16 protein-coding genes are annotated in these 18,690 nt (G+C 68.2%); 5 read left to right on the forward strand and 11 right to left on the reverse strand.

Features of this window, described 5'->3' with window-relative positions:
* Positions 1-104: 104 nt before the first annotated feature.
* Genes EV643_RS19290 through EV643_RS19300 form a run of 3 tightly spaced genes read left to right on the forward strand, consistent with a single transcriptional unit; the run spans position 105 to position 2,064 of the window.
* Complete coding sequence (locus EV643_RS19290) at positions 105-1,091, forward strand: NAD(P)/FAD-dependent oxidoreductase (protein WP_133801465.1); 987 nt, start codon at positions 105-107, stop codon at positions 1,089-1,091.
* Between the two features lie 11 nt (positions 1,092-1,102).
* Positions 1,103-1,435 carry a ferredoxin family protein gene (locus EV643_RS19295; RefSeq protein WP_133801466.1) on the forward strand — a complete coding sequence of 111 codons (333 nt, stop codon included), beginning with the start codon at positions 1,103-1,105 and terminating at the stop codon, positions 1,433-1,435.
* Positions 1,432-2,064 carry a response regulator transcription factor gene (locus EV643_RS19300; RefSeq protein WP_133801467.1) on the forward strand — a complete coding sequence of 211 codons (633 nt, stop codon included), beginning with the start codon at positions 1,432-1,434 and terminating at the stop codon, positions 2,062-2,064. The genes EV643_RS19295 and EV643_RS19300 overlap by 4 nt, the downstream gene beginning before the upstream one ends.
* Positions 2,065-2,073: 9 nt before the next feature.
* Here EV643_RS19300 and EV643_RS19305 read toward each other — a convergent pair whose 3' ends face one another.
* The 3 genes from EV643_RS19305 to EV643_RS19315 form a co-directional block, all read right to left on the reverse strand.
* Positions 2,074-3,219: an acyl-CoA dehydrogenase family protein gene (locus tag EV643_RS19305; RefSeq protein ID WP_133801468.1), complete on the reverse strand. Its 1,146-nt coding sequence runs from the start codon at positions 3,217-3,219 to the stop codon at positions 2,074-2,076.
* Positions 3,220-3,232: 13 nt separating this feature from the next.
* The gene (locus EV643_RS19310; RefSeq protein ID WP_133801469.1) at positions 3,233-3,682 is read right to left on the reverse strand and encodes a flavin reductase; all 450 of its coding nucleotides are present in this window, start codon (positions 3,680-3,682) and stop codon (positions 3,233-3,235) included.
* Between the two features lie 176 nt (positions 3,683-3,858).
* On the reverse strand, positions 3,859-5,334 hold the full coding sequence (locus EV643_RS19315) for a PAS domain-containing sensor histidine kinase (RefSeq protein ID WP_133801470.1): 1,476 nt from the start codon (positions 5,332-5,334) through the stop codon (positions 3,859-3,861).
* Between the two features lie 133 nt (positions 5,335-5,467).
* Between EV643_RS19315 and EV643_RS19320 the strand changes: the two genes are divergently transcribed.
* Positions 5,468-6,256 (forward strand): alpha/beta fold hydrolase, encoded by a 789-nt coding sequence (locus EV643_RS19320; protein WP_133801471.1) that lies wholly within the window; start codon positions 5,468-5,470, stop codon positions 6,254-6,256.
* Positions 6,257-6,277: 21 nt separating this feature from the next.
* Here EV643_RS19320 and dmpG read toward each other — a convergent pair whose 3' ends face one another.
* From dmpG to EV643_RS19355, 8 genes are read right to left on the reverse strand one after another with little or no spacing between them, the layout of a single operon-like run.
* Positions 6,278-7,282, reverse strand: a complete 1,005-nt coding sequence (gene dmpG / locus EV643_RS19325; RefSeq protein ID WP_133801472.1) for a 4-hydroxy-2-oxovalerate aldolase — start codon at positions 7,280-7,282, stop codon at positions 6,278-6,280.
* Positions 7,279-8,238, reverse strand: a complete 960-nt coding sequence (locus tag EV643_RS19330; RefSeq protein WP_133801473.1) for an acetaldehyde dehydrogenase (acetylating) — start codon at positions 8,236-8,238, stop codon at positions 7,279-7,281. The genes dmpG and EV643_RS19330 overlap by 4 nt, the downstream gene beginning before the upstream one ends.
* Before the next feature lie 9 nt (positions 8,239-8,247).
* Positions 8,248-9,018 (reverse strand): 2-keto-4-pentenoate hydratase, encoded by a 771-nt coding sequence (locus tag EV643_RS19335; RefSeq protein WP_238165664.1) that lies wholly within the window; start codon positions 9,016-9,018, stop codon positions 8,248-8,250.
* Complete coding sequence (locus EV643_RS19340; RefSeq protein WP_202869621.1) at positions 9,015-11,132, reverse strand: dipeptide ABC transporter ATP-binding protein; 2,118 nt, start codon at positions 11,130-11,132, stop codon at positions 9,015-9,017. Before EV643_RS19340 ends, EV643_RS19335 begins: the two co-directional genes overlap by 4 nt.
* The gene (locus tag EV643_RS44900) at positions 11,129-11,995 is read right to left on the reverse strand and encodes an ABC transporter permease (RefSeq protein WP_202869622.1); all 867 of its coding nucleotides are present in this window, start codon (positions 11,993-11,995) and stop codon (positions 11,129-11,131) included. Before EV643_RS44900 ends, EV643_RS19340 begins: the two co-directional genes overlap by 4 nt.
* A gap of 6 nt (positions 11,996-12,001) precedes the next feature.
* Complete coding sequence (locus EV643_RS19345; RefSeq protein WP_133801476.1) at positions 12,002-12,949, reverse strand: ABC transporter permease; 948 nt, start codon at positions 12,947-12,949, stop codon at positions 12,002-12,004.
* On the reverse strand, positions 12,946-15,204 hold the full coding sequence (locus EV643_RS19350; RefSeq protein WP_133801477.1) for an alpha-L-rhamnosidase: 2,259 nt from the start codon (positions 15,202-15,204) through the stop codon (positions 12,946-12,948). The genes EV643_RS19345 and EV643_RS19350 overlap by 4 nt, the downstream gene beginning before the upstream one ends.
* An 8-nt stretch (positions 15,205-15,212) precedes the next feature.
* On the reverse strand, positions 15,213-16,763 hold the full coding sequence (locus tag EV643_RS19355) for an ABC transporter substrate-binding protein (protein WP_133801478.1): 1,551 nt from the start codon (positions 16,761-16,763) through the stop codon (positions 15,213-15,215).
* A gap of 206 nt (positions 16,764-16,969) precedes the next feature.
* Between EV643_RS19355 and EV643_RS19360 the strand changes: the two genes are divergently transcribed.
* Positions 16,970-18,472 carry a nucleoside hydrolase-like domain-containing protein gene (locus tag EV643_RS19360; protein ID WP_133801479.1) on the forward strand — a complete coding sequence of 501 codons (1,503 nt, stop codon included), beginning with the start codon at positions 16,970-16,972 and terminating at the stop codon, positions 18,470-18,472.
* The last annotated feature ends 218 nt before the right edge of the window (positions 18,473-18,690 follow it).

The following is an 18,690-nucleotide window of genomic DNA, read 5'->3' on the forward strand; positions in this document are numbered from 1 at the left end:
CGCGAATCCGGGCCGGTGGTCCGGTGAGCGGTCCCGACGACGGGACGTCCGGCGTGGCCCGTACCTACATTCGACGGCGCACCCATCTCCCCAGGAGGCCTCTCATGACCACCTCCCAGACCGTCTCGACCGATGTACTGATCGTCGGCGCGGGACCGACCGGCCTGTACGGCGCCTACTACGCCGGCTTCCGCGGCCTCAGTACGACGGTCGTCGACGTACTGCCACAGCCCGGCGGGCAGGTGATGGCGCTCTACCCGGAGAAGCAGATCCGCGACGTTGCCGCCATCCCCGCGATCAAGGGGCGCGACTTCGTTGCCGCACTGGTCGAGCAGGCGTCGTCGTACGAGCCGACGTACCTGCTGGGCCGGCAGGCGTCGACGCTCGAGCACACCGACGACGAGGCAGTCGTGACGCTGGACGACGGCACGGTCATCCGCGCCCGCGCCGTCATACTCACGTCGGGTATCGGTACGCCGACGCCGCGTCCGCTGGAATGCGGCGAGGACTGGCTCGGCACCGGGCTGTCGTTCTTCGTCACGGACCCGCAGCGGCATGCCGACCAGGACGTCGTCATCGTCGGTGGAGGGGACAGCGCTCTCGACTGGGCGGACGCGTTGGAGCCGATCGCACGGTCCGTCACCCTCGTGCACCGCCGCAAGGTCTTCCGCGGTCATGCCGCGACCCTCGAACGCGTCAAGTCCGGCAGCACCCGGTTGCACACCGACACCCAGGTGATCGCCCTCGACGGCGATGAAGGTCGGCTGGCGAAGGTCACGCTGCGGTCGAACGACGGCCAGGAGTCAGTTGTCCCGGCCGACCACGTGATCGCCGCCCTCGGGTTCATCAGCGACCTCGGGCCGTTGCGCGACTGGGGTCTCGAGCTCCGCGGCCGGTCCGTCGCCGTCGACCGGGCGATGCGGACCAACCTGCCGCGGGTGTACGCCGCCGGCGACCTCACCGACTACGACGGCAAGGTCAAGCTGATGTCCGTCGGCTTCGGCGAAGTCGCCACCGCCATGAACCATGTGGCCGTGGACCTCGACCCCGACCTGACCTTGTTCCCCGGCCATTCCACCGACGCCGCCTGAGAGGAACCGCCATGAGCTACGTGATCGGCGCCGACTGCATCGACGTCCTCGACCGTTCCTGTGTCGAGGTCTGCCCGGTCGACTGCATCTACGTCGGCGGACGCAAGAGCTACATCAACGGCAACGAGTGCATCGACTGCGGCGCCTGCGAGGTCGAGTGCCCGGTCGAGGCGATCGTGGTGGACCGGGTCGCCCGCAAGGACCCCGACCTGTTGGCCCACCTCGACGACTCGCGTGCCTTCTTCGAGCTGCCGCTGCCCGGCCGGGCCGAACCGCTGGGTGATCCCGGCGGCGCGCAGAGACTCGGCGAGGTCGGCGTCGACACCTCGTTGGTCGCGGGATGACACCTTCACCATCCGAGCTCGAGGACGTCGTCGTTCACGTCGTCGACGATGACGACGACCTGCGCGAGTCGCTGGTCTGGCTGCTGGGGAGTGTCGGCATCCAGGTGAAGGACCACCCGGACGCCGACTCCTTCTTCGCCGCCTACGACGAATCCCGCCCGGCCTGCGTCGTCGTCGACGTTCGGATGCCGGTCGTGAGTGGCTTCCAGGTGCAGGAGCGGCTGAACGCGCTGGAATCTCCGGCACCGGTGATCTTCTGCTCTGCTCACGGCGACATCCAGATGTCCGTCCGAGCGCTGCAGCGGGGCGCGGTCACCTTCCTGGAGAAGCCCTACGAGCCGCAGCAGATGATCGACGTCGTGCAGGAAGGCCTGTCGACAGCCGTCGCGCGGTTCCGGCAGCAGGTGGAGCGACGTGACGTCGTCCGACGGCTGAGCACGTTGACCCAGCGAGAGCGAGAGGTGCTCAGGCTCGTCGTCACCGGACTACCCAGCCAGAACATCGCGCGCCGGCTCGGCACCAGCGTCAAGACCATCGACGTGCACCGCGCCCGGATCCGGGTCAAGACGGACGCCGAGAGCATCGCCACCCTGGTCCGTGACGTGCTGTCCAACGGCATCGACGTCTGACCAGCCACCTCAGCGGAAGCCCGGAACGGTCGGCTCGAGACCCATCAGGACCGCGCCGGAAGCGTCGTACATGGCGGAGGTCAGGAAGGCGTGCTGGGGCGGCACGCTGGCGTCCCGGAGCAGCTCCTGCACGGGATGGCTGTCGTCGATGGCGGCGGTGCCGGAGAGCTGATAGACGTCGCGCACGACCTGGTCACCGGCCTTGGCCGCATGCGTCGCGGCCAGTCGGAGCATCGCGTTCTGCCGGTCGGAGACAGGGTCTCCGGTCAGGATCGTGTCCCAGGCCTCCCGAGTGGTCTCGTAGAAGAACGCGCGAGCCGACCGGAGCTTGGCCTCGGCCTGCGCGAACTCGGTCCGGAAGTAGGCACGGTCCGCGAGTCGTGGTGCTCCGGTCACGCCGGTGCTGCCGCTTCCCACCGCCTCGGCGTATTCCAGGGCCGCCCGGGCGATGCCGAGATTCACCACCGCGAGGACCTGAGCGGCGTACGCGATGAGCGGGTACTGATACAGGGGCTCGTCGATCGTCGGCTGGCCGCCGCGCACGAAGGTCCACTCCTTCGGCACCTCGACATTCCTGACCAGCAGATCGAAGCTGCCGGTGCCCCGCAACCCGATGGTGTTCCAGTCCCCCACCACCTCGACCTGGTCGGGCCACAGCACCGCCGTACGAGGCTTCCCGCCGGCGTCACCTGGGATCCCGACCCCGAGGAGATCGGCGGTGCGGGACCCGCTGGCGAACTTCCACCGGCCGTTGATCAGCAGTCGCCCGGACGCCGTCTCGGTGGCCGGGTGGACCGGCCAGACCCCGGCCGTGAAGGCGACGTCGGGCCCGTTCTGGTAGATCTCCGCCTGGGTGTCGACCGGGAGCGCGGCGAGGTAGGTGAGCGACGCGCCGAAGCTGGCCACCCAGCCGCAGGATCCGTCGACGGCCGAGATCGTCTCGATCCGTTCGAGGAAGTCGGCCGGTGGCATCGGCTCACCGCCGAACCGGGCCGGCGCGGACGCCCGGAACAGGCCGAGCGCCTTGAAGCGCTGGATCAGGTCCCTCGGCACGTACCGCTGCCGGGCGAACTCACCGCGGCGCCTGCGGATCTCGTCGAGGACCGAGTCGAACGACTCCAGGCCCTGCGGTACGTCGGTCTGCTTCTCGATCATCTCTCTCCTCTGGTCAGACCCGGTGGAACCGGCGCTGGAAGTACACGAGGGCCTCGGTCTCGCCGCGCTGGAGAACGCGGGAGATCCGGACCAGCCAGACCGAATGCGATCCACAATCGCTCTGCTGGACGATGTGCCCGACCAGCGAGACCAGCGATTGGCGCAGTACCGGGACGTCCTCGCTGTGGTGGTCCCACCGGTCCCACCCGAACCGTGCGTCCATCGGGACCTCTGTCACCCCGGCGAAGTGCAGGGCCAGCTCCTCGTCGTCCGCGCTCAGGACGTTGATACAGACGCGTCCGTTCGCCTCGAAGATGTCGTGGGTGTAGCTCGACTTGTTGAGACAGATGATGACGCTCGGCGGCTCGTCGGTCACCGAGCACACCGCGCTCACCGTGATACCGACGCGGCCGTGCGTCCCGTTCGTGGTGACGACGTTGACCGCCGCCGGCAACTTCGCCATCGCGGAACGAAACTCGAGCTGAGTCGGGCTGAGTGGCGTCACGGTCGGCCTCCAAGGGGCTGCCTGGTACCGGATTGGTACGACACCACCGACGGTATCCAGCGACCGCGGGCGCGGAAATTCGCGATTCTGCTGCCTGCCCTAGGGATCAGTTCCAGCCCGCGTAAGGCAATCCCCTACCCGGCGGCGGCGCCCGGCTCGTCGCCCGCGAGCGGCAGCGTGAAGGAGAAGGCTGCGCCCCGCGGTTCACGGGACCAGGCGACCAGCCGGCCATGCTGCCGGCTGATGATCCGGTGGCTCAGGGCAAGCCCGATCCCGCTGCCGTGCTCCTTCGACGTGAACGGCTGGTCGAAGATGTGCGCCGAGAGTCCGCCCAGACCCTTGCCCCGGTCCTCGACGGTGAAGCGCCCGACGCCGGCTTCACGGGCCGTCGCGACGGTGATCTCGCGCTCCGATTCAGGCGATCCGGCCATCTCGTCGAGCGCGTTGAAGCAGAGGTTCAGCACCACCTGTCCGGTGAGCACCCGTTCGCATCGCACCGGGATCGGCTCCTCGCTCCACGACTCCCGAACCCGGATGCCGGCGCCGTCGGCCCGCAGCCGGACGAAGTACATGCACTCCCGGACGACGTCGTTGAGGTCGACGAGCGTCTCGACCTGCTCGAGGTGCCCGACGAACTCCCGGAGCGCCTTGACGATCGCGCTGGCCCGGTCGATCTGCCGCCGGGCGCTGTCCAGGGCGTACGACTCCTCCGGCGTGGCTCGCAGCCGCGCACCGGCGAGGAAGTTGCCGGCCGCGGCCAACGGTTGGCCCAGCTCGTGCGCGATCGCCATCGCCATGTCCCCCATCGCGTTGTAGCGGGACAGGTAGTTCTCGTACTCGACGCGCCGGCCGTGTTCGAGGTCCTCGACCACGCGGTCGGTGATGTCATGCAACGTCAACAGGTACAGGTCGTCTCCGTCGACCTGCAGATGGTCGAGGCTTCCGCCCAGCCAGACAGCCACGTCCGCCGTCCGCACCTCGAGGCGCACTGCGACCACGGGCCGCGCCGCGTCGACAGCCGCGGCCCAGCCGACATGTCCGGACGCACTCGTGATCTCGGCCAGATCCGTGAGGCGAGCTCCGATCAGCTCCTGGTCTCCGACCTTGAACTGGCTGAGCGCGGTCCCCGATGCGTACTCGACGACGCCCCGCGGGTCGAGAACGACCGCCCCGGCCGACGTATGCCGCGCCAAGGCCCGGAAGTACTCCTCCGTCCGGTGCAAGGAGCGTTCGATCGCCTGCTCCTTCTCGATGTCGCGGAACTGGACCATGACCGCCGGACCGCGGCCGAGCTGCACGAGCACCGCCAGTGCCTCGGTGGGAAACTCCCGGCCGGACTTCGCGCGGTACCGCCAGACGATCCGGCTCGATCCCTCGTCCACCGCGCGCTGCAGCCACGCCCGGCCGATCGCGCGACTGTACTCGCGCGCCTGGCTGCTCATGTCCGGTGCCTTGAGCGGCTTGATCTCGTCGAGGCTGAACTCGAGCATCTCGCAGGCCGCCGGGTTGGCCCACAAGATGTCCTTGCTCGCCGCGTCGTGGATCAGCACACACAGCGACGTGCGGGACATCAGGATCCCGAAGTCCTCAGGCTCCAACTCGTCATCCATGACAACGAATGTAGAGCGGCTACCGGCGGTTCATCAGAACCGCGGTTCCGGTCAGCGGACCGTGCTCGTCGCCCGGTCGGCACAACCTGAGCGAACATCGCACCACCCTGTCCGCAGACCACTGGAGCCCTCGATGACCCTACGGCGCGGGTACGCCGACACTCCGTTCGGTCAACTGCACTACGCCGAGGCCGGCTCCGGACCGGTGTTGTTGCTGCTGCACCAGACACCTCGCTCGTACGACGAGTTCCGCGAGGTACAGCCGCTACTCGCCGATCGGCACCGGGTCGTCGCGATGGACATGCTCGGTTTCGGGCTCAGCGCCGGACTGGAGACGCCACAGACCATCGAGCAGTACGCCGTCGGCGCGTTCGCGCTGCTGGACGCACTCGAGGTCGGCGACGCGGTGGTGCTGGGTCATCACACCGGAGCGGCGGTAGCCCTTGAGATGGCGGCCGCGCATGCGACGCGAGTCCGTGCGTTGGTGCTTTCGTCTCCGCCATGGACGGGGCCGGAGTACCGGTCCGGTCGGGTGAGCGTGGACCACGTCGAGACCGATGCTGACGGCAACCACCTGGGTGAGTTGTGGAGACTGCGCCAGCCGTACTACCCGGTCGGCCGGCCCGACCTCCTGGAGCGATTCGTCCGGGACGCGCTAGCTCCTGGCGTCGACCCGGCCGAGGGGCATCGGGCCTGCCATCGGTACCGGATGGAAGACCGCGTCGGTCTGGTCACTGCCCCGGTGCTGCTGATCGGCGCCAGTGCCGACCCCTTCGCGCTGCCGAACCTCGCCGTACTCTCCGAACGGCTGACGGCCGCCCGCTCGATCGACTCGGCAATCATCGAGGGCGGCACGATCCCGTTGATGGAGCACGCACCGCGGGAAGTCGCCGGGCTGGTCGGCGCCTTCCTGCGCGGCTGACCTCAGGCTGCGCGGCTGACCTCAGGCCTTCGCCAGGTCGAGGGCGATGTCGACGATCATGTCCTCCTGCCCGCCGACCAGTTTCCGCCGGCCGACCTCGACGAGGATGGTGCGCACGTCGAGGTCGTATCGCTCGGCGGCGACCTCGGCGTGCCGCAGGAAGCTCGAGTACACCCCTGCGTAGCCCAGTGTCAGCGTCTCGCGGTCGACCCGCACGGGCCGGTCCTGCAACGGGCGGACCACGTCATCGGCCGCGTCCTGGAGAGCGAACAGGTCGCAGCCGTGCTCCCAGCCCTGCAGCGTCGCAACCGCCACGAACGGCTCGATCGGGCAATTGCCGGCACCAGCGCCCTGACCCGCCAGCGACGCATCGACGCGGGTCACGCCCTCCTCGACCGCCGCGACCGAGTTCGCCACCGACAGCGAGAGGTTCTCGTGCGCGTGGATGCCGACCTCGGTTGCCGGGTCGAGTACGTCGCGATAGGCCCGGACCCGCTCCCGTACTCCGTCCATCAGCAGCCGGCCGCCGGAGTCCGTGACGTAGACGCAGTGCGCGCCGTACGACTCCATCAGGGCGGCCTGCTTCGCCAGCTCGGCGGCCGGCGCCAGGTGGCTCATCATCAGGAATCCGGCGACGTCCATCCCGAGCTCGCGCGCGGTCGCGATGTGCTGGGCCGAGACGTCGGCCTCGGTGCAGTGTGTCGCCACCCGCACCGACCGCACGCCTAGGCTGTGCGCGTGCTTGAGGTCCTGGATGGTCCCGATGCCAGGCAGCAGCAACGTCGTCAACCGAGCATGGGAGATGTTCTCCGCCGCGGCCTCGATCCACTCCCAGTCCGAGTGCGAGCCAGGCCCGTAGGTGAGGCTGCCGCCGGCGAGACCGTCGCCGTGGGCGACCTCGATACCGTCGACCCCGGCCGCGTCGAGCGCCGAGACGATCCGCGCGACGTCCTCGGTCGCCATCCGGTGCCGGACCGCGTGCATGCCGTCCCGCAAGGTCACGTCCTGGATGAACAACTTGGTCATGCGCCGGCCTCCTGCCGCGTCCGCCCGGTGATGTCGTCGGAGATCCGCTCGGCCGCGGCCAGCGCCGCCGACGTCATGATGTCGAGGTTCCCGGCGTACGACGGAAGGTAGTGCGCCGCGCCCTCGACCTCGAGGAACACCGAAACCTGATGCGTCACCGGTTGTCCGCCGGTCAGCGTGTGCACTGGTTGGCCGTTCGGAATCTCGGTGATCTGGACCTCCTGCTTCAGCCGGTATCCCGGCACGTAACCGGCGACTACGCCGACCATCTCGCGCACCGACGCGCGGATCCGCTCATGCGTGTCCGGGTCCGTCGCGTTGACCAGGCAGAGCACGGTGTCGCGCATGATCAGCGGCGGCTCGGCCGGATTCAGCACGATGACGGCCTTGCCACGCCGGGCGCCGCCGACCTTCTCGATGGCGCCGGCGGTCGTCTCGGTGAACTCGTCGATGTTCGCCCGGGTCCCGGGTCCCGCCGACCTCGACGCGATCGACGCGACGATCTCGGCGTACACCACTTCGGTCACCCGGGCCACCGCCGCGACCACCGGGATGGTCGCCTGCCCGCCGCAGGTGACCATGTTGACGTTGCCCTCGGCAATGTTCTGGTCGAGGTTCACCGCCGGCACGACGAACGGCCCGAGCGCGGCCGGGGTCAGGTCGACCAGCCGCTTGCCGTACGGCGCCAGCGTCCGGGCGTTCACCTCGTGCGCCTTCGCCGAGGTGGCGTCGAACACGATGCCGATCTCGTCGAAGCCGTCGAGGGCGATCAGGCCTTCGACTCCTTCGTGGGTCGTCGGCACGCCGAGCCGGGCGGCTCTTGCGAGTCCGTCCGACGCCGGATCGATACCGGCCATCGCCACCAGCTCGAGCTTGTCCGACAGCCGCTTGATCTTGATCATCAGGTCGGTGCCGATGTTGCCCGAGCCGATGACGGCGACCTTCGTGCGTTCCATGGGTTCCTCTCAGCTGAAGGTGACCGCTACGCGGCCGAGTCCAGAGATCTCGGCCTCCACGCGGGCACCGGATCTCACCGCGACCATCGGTCCGAGGGCGCCGGACAAGACGACCTGTCCGGCGCGGAGTGGATCGCCCAGCGCCTGGGCGGTTCGTGCCAACCAGGCGAGTGCGTGCAGGGGATCGCCCAGACAGGCCCGGCCCGAGCCTTGGGACGCCTCCTCGCCGTCGAGCCACAGCGTCATCTCCACGTCGGCCGGTTCGACCTTCGCCAGCGGCAGCCGGTCGTCGCCGAGTACGAACAGCCCGCTGGACGCGTTGTCCGCGACGGTGTCGCCGAAGGAGATGTCCCAGCCGGCGATCCGGCTGTCGACGATCTCCAGGGCGGGTACCACGAACTCGACGGCATCCCGGATGGTCGCGTCGTCGATCGGATCGTCCAGATTGCGGCCGAGGATGAAAGCCACCTCCGCCTCGATCTTCGGCTGCAGCAGCACGCCGACCCCGACGACGCCTCCGTTCGCGATCTCCATGTCGGCGAACAGCACCCCGAAGTCCGGCCGATCCACGCCGAGCTGCTCCTGGACCGCGGGCGACGTGAGCCCGATCTTCCGGCCGACCACGCTGCCTCCAGCGGCCAGTCGCTCGGCGACGATCACCTCCTGCACCGCGTACGCCGTACTGACGTCGTCTCGGCCGATGAGGTCGCGGACGGGTTCACATGGGGTCTTGGTGATCGTCGCCTGCCGGAGTCGGTCGGCAGCGGCAGGGATCGTCACAGGAGCTCCCCTGGGAAGTGGCAGGCGGCGGCCTGGTGGTTGTGGCGTGGCAGGAGTTCGGGATCCTGCTCGGCGCAGATCGTTCGCTCGGGATGGACCAGTGGACCGATCGGGCAGCGGGTGCGGAAGCGGCAGCCGGACGGCGGGTTCGCCGGACTCGGCAGGTCGCCTTGCAACACGATCTGTTCGCGGGTGCGCTCCTCGACGGTCGGTGTCGGCGACGAGGACAGGAGCGCGACCGTGTACGGATGCTGCGGGTCGCCGTACACCTCGGCCGCCGTGCCGGTCTCGACGATGCGGCCGAGGTACATCACGGCGACCCGGTCGCTCAGGTGACGGACCACCGACAAGTCGTGGGCGATGAACAGGTAGCCGAGGCCGAGTTCGCGCTGGAGCTCCTCGAGCAGGTTGATGATCTGCGCCTGGATCGACATGTCCAGGGCCGACACCGGCTCGTCGAGGATGAGCACCTTCGGCCGGCGGGCCAGTGCCCGGGCAATGCCGATGCGTTGCCGTTGCCCACCGGAGAACGCGTGCGGGTAGCGGTCGAGGTACTCCCGGCGCAGGCCGACCCGATCCATCAGCGCGTGCGACTCCGCTTCCAGCTCCGCACCGCGCAGCCCTCGCAGCGACAGGGCTTCGGCAAGCGATTGACGGACGGTACGGCGTGGATTCAGCGACGCGTAGGGATCCTGGAACACGTACTGGACCGACGAGCGGATCCGGGCCACCTGCTCGTCACCCATCGACGTGACGTCTTCACCGTCCACCTCGACGGAACCACCGGCCACCGGCGTGATGCCGACGATGCTCCGCGAGAGCGTCGACTTGCCACAGCCGCTCTCGCCGACCAGGCCGACTGTTTCGCCCGCGTGCACCGCCAGGCTGACCGAGTCGACGGCGTACACCGGAGGGTCGCGGTGGAACAGGCCGCGGCGTCGCGAGCCGACATCGACACGCAGGTCGCGAACCTCCAGAACCGTGTCGGTATCGACCGCGGTACGGTGCTCGACCAGCACATCCTCGACCGGCACAGGCTCGGCCGCCACCGGATCGACCGCCACCGGATCGAATGCCGGCGTGACGTTGACGGCGACGCCACGTTGCGCCACGAAGCAGGCGGACAGCTGATCCTCGTCACCTACCTGGAGCAGAGCCGGGACCTCGTGACGGCAACCGTCCTCGGCGAACCGGCAGCGAGGTGCGAAGGAACAGCCTGGCGGCAGCGCCGACGGATCGGGCGGCGAACCCGGGATGGCCGGCAATGGTTGCCCAAGGCGCTCATCGTCCAGCCGTGGCATCGCCGCCAGCAGCGCCGCCGTATAGGGATGACGGGGTGTGCGGAGGACCTGCTCGACGGTGCCCTGCTCGACGACGCGGCCGCCGTACATCACCGCGACCCGCGAGCACATCTCCGCGACCACGCCCATGTCGTGGGTGATGATCGCGATCGCCAGCCCGAGTTCCTCGCGCAGTCTGAGCAGCAGCCGCAGGATCTGCGCCTGGATGGTCACGTCGAGTGCGGTCGTCGGCTCGTCCGCGATCAGCAGCACCGGGTCGTTCGCCAGCGCGATCGCGATCACGACGCGCTGCCGCATCCCGCCGGAGAACTGGTGCGGGTACTGGTCGATCTTGACCCCCGAGTCGGGGATGCCCACCTGGTCCAGCAGTTCGAGCGCCCGCCCGCGCGCCGTCCGCTTTTCGGTGCCGTGCAGGGTGAGCGCCTCGATGATCTGGTCGCCGATCGTCATCACCGGGTTGAGCGCGGCCTGCGGATCCTGGAACACCATCGCCACGCCGCTCCCCCGCCGGCGCCGCATCTCGCGCTCCGGCAGCAACAGCAGGTCCTCGCCGCCGAACTCGACCGACCCGCCGACGATCTCGCCAGGCGCGCGGACCATCCGCATGATCGAGCGGGCGGTGACCGACTTGCCGGACCCGGATTCGCCGACGATCCCGAGCACGTCGCCGGGGTGGATGTCGAAGCTGACGTCGTTGACGGCCTGCACCCGGCCCTGACCGACCTTGAACTCGGTGCGCAGGTTCCTGACCCGCAGCAGCGCTCGGCCCGAGTCGGGCCTCGCAGCGGTCGCCACCACCGTCGGATTGCTCACCGGTTCACCGCCTCGTTGAGGGCGTCCGCGATCAAGCTGAACGCCAGCGCGAGCAGAACAAGGATCAGTGCGGGGCCGATCAGGTACGTCGGTGCCTGGGTGACGAACCGCAGTCCGTTGTTCAGCAGCACCCCGAGCGACGGCGTCGGCGGCTGCACACCCAGCCCGACGATGCTCAGCCCGGCCTCGATGTACACGCCGATCACCATCCAGACCGAGCCGTTCACCACGATCGAGTCCATCGCGTTCGGCACGATGTGGCGGGTCAGCACCTTCGGTTTCGGTACGCCGAGAACACGTGCGGCCAGCACGTACTCGCGGGACTGCTGGGACAGCCACGCCGCCCGGGCCAACCGGCCGGCGGTGGGCATCCCGGAGATCAGGATGGTCAGGAACAGTGCGAGCCAGCCCGGACCGAGAACCGCCACCAGGCAGATGCCCAGCAGCAGACCGGGGAACCCGATCACCACGTCGAACAGTCGCTGCACCGCCTCGCCGAGCCGTTCCGAGATCGCCCCGGCCAGCCCGAGCACCATCCCGAGCGCCATGCTCAGCGGTACGGCGGCGAAGATCAGACTGAGGTCGATCCGCAGCCCGTAGACGCTGCGGGTGAGGATGTCCCGGCCGAACTCGTCCAACCCGAACGGATGCGCGGCCGACATCCCGGTCAACGACGTACTGCCTTGCTGGTCGTAGCCGCCGGGGAACAGGACCGGCGCCAGCACCGCCGCGAGGACCAGGATGCCCAGCAGGGTCAGGCCGATGATGCCTCGCGTGGTGCGGAACGCCGACAGGTAGCGCGCCACCGTCGGGTTGAGCCGGCGGGTTGCCCGGGCTCTACCTATGGCTTCGATGCTCGTCATCTCTATCTACTCTCCCAGCCGGATTCGGGGATCGAGGGCGGCCAGGATGATCTCGGTGAACAACTGGCACACGACGGCCACGAAGACCGCACCCAGGATCAGTACTTGCAGGACGGTGAAGTCCCGCGATTGCACGCTCGTCACGGCCAGTTGACCGAGCCCGTTCCGGGCGAAGATCGCTTCGATCACCACTGCACCGGCGAGCACGTGTCCCACCTGCAGACCAACGGCGACCACCGCGCTGCCGAGGCTGTTGCGGAACACGTGCCGGAACGTGATCCGGCGCCGCGAGGCTCCCTTGCTGACGGCCAGATCGACGAACTCCGCCTTCCGCATCGTCGCCATCTCGGTCTGAATGAACCGGGCGACGACCGCCGCCGGACCCAGCGCGAGGGCGAGCGAGGGCAGGACGAGGTACTGGATCCCGATCGCCGGATTCTGCAGGACGCCGACCTCGCCACTGACCGGGAGCCAGCGGTTGAACACCCCGAACAAGAGGATCAGGCCCAGCCCGACCACGAACGACGGAATCGCCACGAACAAGCTGTCGGTGAAGTCGAGCAGCGCCCGTACCCACCCGATCCGCGCTGAACCGGCCATGATGCCCAGCCCGGCGCCGATGACGATCACGAACAGCGTGGACAGCACGGCCAACTCCAGCGTGCTGCCGACCCGGTCCCCGATCAGACTCGCCACACTCCGGTGCAGCAGGAACGACTCCCCCAGGTCCCCGCGGAACAGGCCGCCGACCCAGTCGGCGTACTGCAGCACCGGAGACTTGTTCAACCCCAGCTGCTCACGAATCGCCGCGATCGTCTGAGCGTCCGGATTCTCCCCGGCCAGGACGACCGCCACGTCCCCCGGCGCGAGCCGCGGCAACGCGAACGCGATGATCGAACTGGCGAACAACACGAAGAACACCGACGGCGCCTTGCGCAACAGAAATCTCGTCATCGAACCACACCTCCGTCCGGTACCTCGTGCGTCTGCGTGCCCGCGATCAGGATCCGCTCCGGTTGGTTGTCCAGAGCAAGCACCCCGGCGACACCGTCGGGCAGGGTGGTCTGCACGGTCAGCACGCCGTCCTCCCGGCGCCACCGCACCTCGACCCGGCCGTGCCTGGTCTCCAGCGCGGAGTCGGCCCAGGTCAGGCCGCCTCCCGGGCGCGGAGCGATCCGCACCTTCGAGTAGCCCGGCTTGGCGGGAGCGATCCCGCCGACCGTCCGGTGCATCCAGTCGGCCACGGCTCCGAGCGCGTAATGGTTGAAGCTGGTCATCTCGCCGGGGTTGATCGAGCCGTCCGGCAGCATCGAGTCCCACCGCTCCCACACCGTGGTCGCGCCCATCGTGACGGCGTACAGCCACGAAGGGCACTCGCGTTGGAGCAGCAGGCGGTAGGCGTCGTCGAGATGTCCGGTGCTGGTGAGTGCGTCGGTGACGAACGGCGTACCGGCGAAGCCCGTCGAGATGCGGTAGCCGTTGTCCGCGACCAGCCGGGCAAGTCGCTTGCCGGCCAACTGTGCGGTGGCCTCGTCGAGCAGCCCGAACTCGATCGCCAGGGCGTACACGGTCGGGCAGTCCGACGTGATGGTGGCGTCCGCCCCGACATAGTGCGCGTTGAACGCCGCCCGGGTGCGCTCGGCGAGAACCCTGAACTTACCGGCGTCGGCGGCTCGGCCGAGTACAGCCGCGGCATCCGCGACCATCGACGCCGAGCGGTGCAGGCACGCGGTAGCCACGACGCCCTTGTCAGCCTTCGACTGCCAGGGCGAGTCCGGCGGCGCGGTCGGGTCGAGATGATCGCCGATCTGGAAGCCGGTGTCCCACAACCCGTTCGGCGACGTCAGGGATTCCACCCGGAGGACGTGCGCCGTCATCGAGTCGTACTGGCGCTCGAGCACGGCAGGGTCGCCGTACGCCTGATAGAGCGCCCACGGCACCCAGACCGCCGCGTCACTCCAGAACGCAGTACTGTCCCGATCGGCCGCCCGCGCGGGACCGGGCATGATCTTGAGAAGGTCCGGTACGACGAGCGGCACCAGGCCGTCGTGATGACGTTGCTCCAGGCCGAGGTCGATCAGCCAGTCGGCCAGGAAGGACTCGACGTCGAAGAGGTACGCCGCCGACGGCGCGAAGGCGGCGATGTCGCCGGTCCAGCCGAGCCGCTCGTCGCGTTGCGGACAGTCGGTCGGCAGGTCGAGGAAGTTGCCCTTGGTGCCCCAGACAACGTTGCGGTGCAGCTGGTTGAGCGCCGGGTCGGAGCATTCGAAGGACCCGGTCCGGCGCAGCTCGGAGTGCACCACGACCGCCTCGATCGCATCCGGTCCCAACTCCACCGGCCAGCCGCTCATCTCGGCGTACCGGAAGCCGTGGAAGGTCTTGGTAGGCTCGAAGAAGTCCTCGCCACCGCTGAGGACGAAGCAGTCGGTCGCCTGCACGTCCCGGAGCGGCCGGACCCCGAGTTCGCCATCCGCGAGCACCTCCGCATGCCGAATCCTGATCTCGGAGCCACGCGGACCGATCACGGTGAAGCGCAGCCAGCCGACCAGGTTCTGGCCGAAGTCGACCAGGGTCCGGCCAGAGGGCGAGGTCCAGATCCTGATCGGCGTCAGCGTCTCCTGCCGGACGACGGGCGGTCCGACGTACGGCATGAGCTTGGTGGTGTCGAACTCGAGCCGCTTCACCTGGAGGGCATCCGTGCCGAGCGTCCTGCGGCGGGCGTCGATCGTCTCGCCGTCGTACAGGTCGTCGGCGATCACGTCGGAGCCGGTCACGATCCAGGACTCATCGGTGCCGGTGACTTGGCGATGCCCGTCGGCGAAGGTGATCTCCAGTTGGGCGATGACGCCGAGCTCCTTGCCGTACAACGCGCGGAGGCCGCTCCACCCGAGGCGACCGCGGTACCAGCCGTTGCCCACCGACACGGTCAGGGTGTTGTGGTCGCCGAGCCGTGAGGTGACGTCGTACGAGCGGTAGCGAAGCCGCCATTCGTACGACGTCCAGCCGGGGCTCAGGACGTCGTCGCCGACCGGGCGTCCGTTCAGCGCGGCCTCGAACACGCCGAGAGCGCTGATGTGCAGGAGCCCGGACTCCACCGGACCGTGGCCAGGGTGCAGCCGCACCTCCTTGCGGAAGAGCGGCGCGGACCCGAGATCGGCCGGCGTGGTGATCATCGCGGCGGAACAGGAGACTGGACTGGTGACAGTCATGTGCACCTTCAGTCGCTCAGCCAGGCTTGGCCGAGGTTCAGAAAGCCCATCTGGGTCGGCAAGATGTTGTTCAGCGGGCTGGTCCGGACCGTGAGCGTCGGGCGGATGATCAGCGGCACAGCGAACGCCTCGTCGACGAAGTAGGAATTGTAGTCCCGCAACGCCTTCTCCTGGTCGGCCTTCACACTCGCGTTCATCACCGCCTGCGTCAGCTTGGTGTACTCCGCGCTGGCGAACTTCGAGACGTTGTTGTCGGCAACAAGCTCGGGACGCGCCACCATCGCCGTGGCCGGCGAGTTGCCGTTGCCGGCCTGCATCAAGACGGCCGAGGTGCTGAACCTCCGGGTGGCCAGCTTCTGCTCGTAGTCGGGGATGTTCATGATCACCGGGTTGGCGTTCAGGCCGACGGCGGCGAGGTTGTTCTTGACGATCTGGAAGATCGCCAGTGCCTCGGGGGCGTCTCCCATCGCGACGTCGAACGTCGTACCGGGCTTGACTCCGGCATCGGTCAGGAGCTGCTTCGCCTTGGCCTGGTCGTAGGTGTAGTGCCCCGACTGTGCGGCGTCGTACCCGACAGTCGACGGGCGCCACGGCAAGCTGGCGGACTGGCCCTTGCCGCCTTCGACCTGCTGGACGATGCGGTCGCGGTCGATTGCGTACTGGACTGCCTGCCGGACGGCCTTCTTGTCGAACGGAGGCTTCGTCACGTTGAGGGCGAACGGGAACGCCGCACCGCCGGAGCTGACCAGAGCGAAGCCCTGCTGCTCACCGAGACTGCGTGCGTCCACCGGCGGAACGCCGACCGCGTACTGCGCCCGGCCGCTGCGGATCGCCGAGACCAGCGCCGTCGGGTCCTTGATCATGCTGATCTCGATCGCGTCGAGATGCGTGTTCGCCGCGTCGCGGTACTTGGCGTACTTCGCGAGCTCGATCTTGCCGCCCGGCGTGTACGACTTCCACTCGAACCGGCCGGTGCCGTCCACCTTCTTACCGGCGGCATAGTCGGCGTACGCGTCCTTGTTCAGGATCGGCAGCGTCTCGAACAGGTCGAAGATGTTCGGCAGCGGTTTTGCGAAGGTGAGCACGAACTCGTCGTCGCCGTTGGCCTGCACGCTGCTGAACTGGGCGGCGATCTTCTGGTTCGCGGCACCGACGGCCGGGTCCTTCGCCTTGTTCAGCGTGAACACGGCGTCGGCGGCGGTGAGCTTGCGGCCGCTGTGGAAGGTGACGTCGTCACGCAGCTTCACCGTCATGCTCTTGCCGTCCGGGGCCAGCGTCCAGGACGACGCCAGCACACCCTTGGGTTCGGCCGTCTGCGGATCGATCAGGGTCAGCGTCTCGAGGACGGCGTACTCCGAGACGATGTTGCCGATCGCGGTCTTCAGGAACGAGGCCGGGTCGGCGTCGTAGGCTTGGGCGACCACCAGCGTGCCGCCGTTGCGGACCGGTCCGGCGCTCTGCGCGGCCTGGCCGTCGTTCCGGGTGGCGGCACTGCACGCGGTGCCGGCCAGCATCACCGCAGCGGCGGCCACCGCTACCGCTGTCTTCTTGAGTGACATCGAAACTCCTCGAGCTAGTCCTGACACCTGCCGTGAACGGAGTGCGAAGCGCAGTGAGGAACGCCGGGGCGGCAACCGGATCAGGTCCGGTCCTCGCAGTGATCGCCACACTGTAGGGCCGGTGGATCGGCCCCGTGCCGGTCTCGGTTCGCTGACCGGAACGCCGCCCGGCCGGGGCTCACGGGCGGCGGTTAGCGTCCGGTGCCATGCCTCTCACCCGGCCGCCTGCAAGCACCGAACTACGACATCATGCCGAAGCGTCGCTGAGCTTTTCCGCACCACGCACGGTCATCACTACGGACCCGGAGCTCGACGATCTGAACTCGATGCTGCGTCTCCTGCTGTACAGCAACGAGATCAACGTCGCCGGGCTCATCTACTCCTCGAGCATGGTGCACCACAAGGGTGACACTGCGTTGGGCATCGATCCCTACCGGTGGCCGGCGCCAGGAGCGCGGCTGCACATCGACGAGGCGGTCGACGCCTACGCGCAGGTCTACGCCAACCTCGTCCAGCACGACGCCAGGTATCCCACACCCGACCATCTGCGGTCCCTCATTCGTGAGGGGAACGTGATCGAGGTCGGGGACATGCGAGCGGACACCGAGGGCTCGGATCTGATCAAGGAGATCCTGGTTGACGACGAGCCTGGCCAGGTATTCCTGCAGGCGTGGGGCGGGCCCAACACGATCGCGCGCGCCCTGAGGTCGGTCGAGGACGAGTTCAAGGGCACAGGTCAGTGGGAGTCGATCTACGCGAAGATCGTGGACAAGGCCGTCATCACGAGCTTCGGTCTGCAGGACACGACGTTCACGGACTACATCAAGCCGCATTGGCCTGACATCCAGAGCCGCGAGGTTGCCACGTCCACGTGGGGATATGGCGCGTGCAACGTTGTTCTGCCGGCCGATACGCACTACCTGACCGCGGACTGGACGCGTGACAACGTCACTCGAGTTGGTCCGATCGGCGCGGCCTACCGCGTCTGGGGCGACGGCAAGCAAATGGCCGCAGGCTTCGACGACGAAGACTACTTCGGTCTGTCCGGGTACAACAGCGAGCAACTGACCGCGATGGGGTACAAGGTCTGGACACCGCCGCAGCCGAAGAACTCTTGGATCTCCGAGGGCGACTCCTCGAACTTCGCGCTGCTCATCGACAACGGCCTGCGCAACTGGCAGGACCCGAGGTGGGGTGGATGGGGCGGGCGCCAGATCGTCGATCCGGCTGACCCCAAGCGGTGGTTGAACAAGGGGGCGCTTGATGCGACCCCGCAGGGCACCACGGCCAACGACTACTCAAGCGCTCGCTTCTTCTCGGCGATCCAGAACGACTTCGCCGCGCGCCTGAAGTGGAGTGTGACCAGCGATCCGACCGGGGCCAATCATCACCCCAAGGCGTCCGTGGCCGAAGGCTTGGACCTCATCCGGCATCCGGGTGAAACCGTGACATTGCACGGAAAGGCGAGCCACCCGGACGGCAACGCCGTGACCCTCAGATGGTGGCAGTACCAGGAGGCGGGCACCTTTCCGAGCACTGTCAGGCTCTCTGCGATCGACGACAATTCGACGGCTCTGCAGATCCCCCGTGACGCAGAGCCAGGCCAAACCATCCACGTGATCCTGGAGGCAATGGACAACGGGAGCCCTGCCCTGACGCACTACCAGCGTGTCGTGATCACGGTCGCCGATCCTCGGCTGCAACCATGATGCGCCGCGCCGGTGTCGGTTCGCTGACCGGAACACCGTCCGGACCGCTCAACCGGGGCGGCGGCTAGCGTCCTTGCCATGCCTCTCGCTTACGGCTTCACCTCGTACGGCGGCCCTGACGGCAGTGGCGTCCAGCAGAGTGGTGTACGGCAGGCCCGGTGACGGGCGTGGCGTAGACGCTTGAAGGCGGTCATCGCGTGATCCTTTGGAAGACCTCT

It is taken from the genome of Kribbella caucasensis (genome assembly GCF_004361855.1).
Classification (GTDB): Bacteria; Actinomycetota; Actinomycetes; order Propionibacteriales; family Kribbellaceae; genus Kribbella; species Kribbella caucasensis.

Coding starts and splice junctions, on each gene's coding strand:
- EV643_RS19290 (WP_133801465.1), top strand. CDS start 105: ATGACCACCTCCCAGACCGTCTCGACCGATGTACTGATCGTCGGCGCG.
- EV643_RS19295 (WP_133801466.1), top strand. CDS start 1,103: ATGAGCTACGTGATCGGCGCCGACTGCATCGACGTCCTCGACCGTTCC.
- EV643_RS19300 (WP_133801467.1), top strand. CDS start 1,432: ATGACACCTTCACCATCCGAGCTCGAGGACGTCGTCGTTCACGTCGTC.
- EV643_RS19305 (WP_133801468.1), bottom strand. CDS start 3,219: ATGATCGAGAAGCAGACCGACGTACCGCAGGGCCTGGAGTCGTTCGAC.
- EV643_RS19310 (WP_133801469.1), bottom strand. CDS start 3,682: ATGGCGAAGTTGCCGGCGGCGGTCAACGTCGTCACCACGAACGGGACG.
- EV643_RS19315 (WP_133801470.1), bottom strand. CDS start 5,334: ATGGATGACGAGTTGGAGCCTGAGGACTTCGGGATCCTGATGTCCCGC.
- EV643_RS19320 (WP_133801471.1), top strand. CDS start 5,468: ATGACCCTACGGCGCGGGTACGCCGACACTCCGTTCGGTCAACTGCAC.
- dmpG (WP_133801472.1), bottom strand. CDS start 7,282: ATGACCAAGTTGTTCATCCAGGACGTGACCTTGCGGGACGGCATGCAC.
- EV643_RS19330 (WP_133801473.1), bottom strand. CDS start 8,238: ATGGAACGCACGAAGGTCGCCGTCATCGGCTCGGGCAACATCGGCACC.
- EV643_RS44900 (WP_202869622.1), bottom strand. CDS start 11,995: ATGACGAGCATCGAAGCCATAGGTAGAGCCCGGGCAACCCGCCGGCTC.
- EV643_RS19345 (WP_133801476.1), bottom strand. CDS start 12,949: ATGACGAGATTTCTGTTGCGCAAGGCGCCGTCGGTGTTCTTCGTGTTG.
- EV643_RS19350 (WP_133801477.1), bottom strand. CDS start 15,204: ATGACTGTCACCAGTCCAGTCTCCTGTTCCGCCGCGATGATCACCACG.
- EV643_RS19355 (WP_133801478.1), bottom strand. CDS start 16,763: ATGTCACTCAAGAAGACAGCGGTAGCGGTGGCCGCCGCTGCGGTGATG.
- EV643_RS19360 (WP_133801479.1), top strand. CDS start 16,970: ATGCCTCTCACCCGGCCGCCTGCAAGCACCGAACTACGACATCATGCC.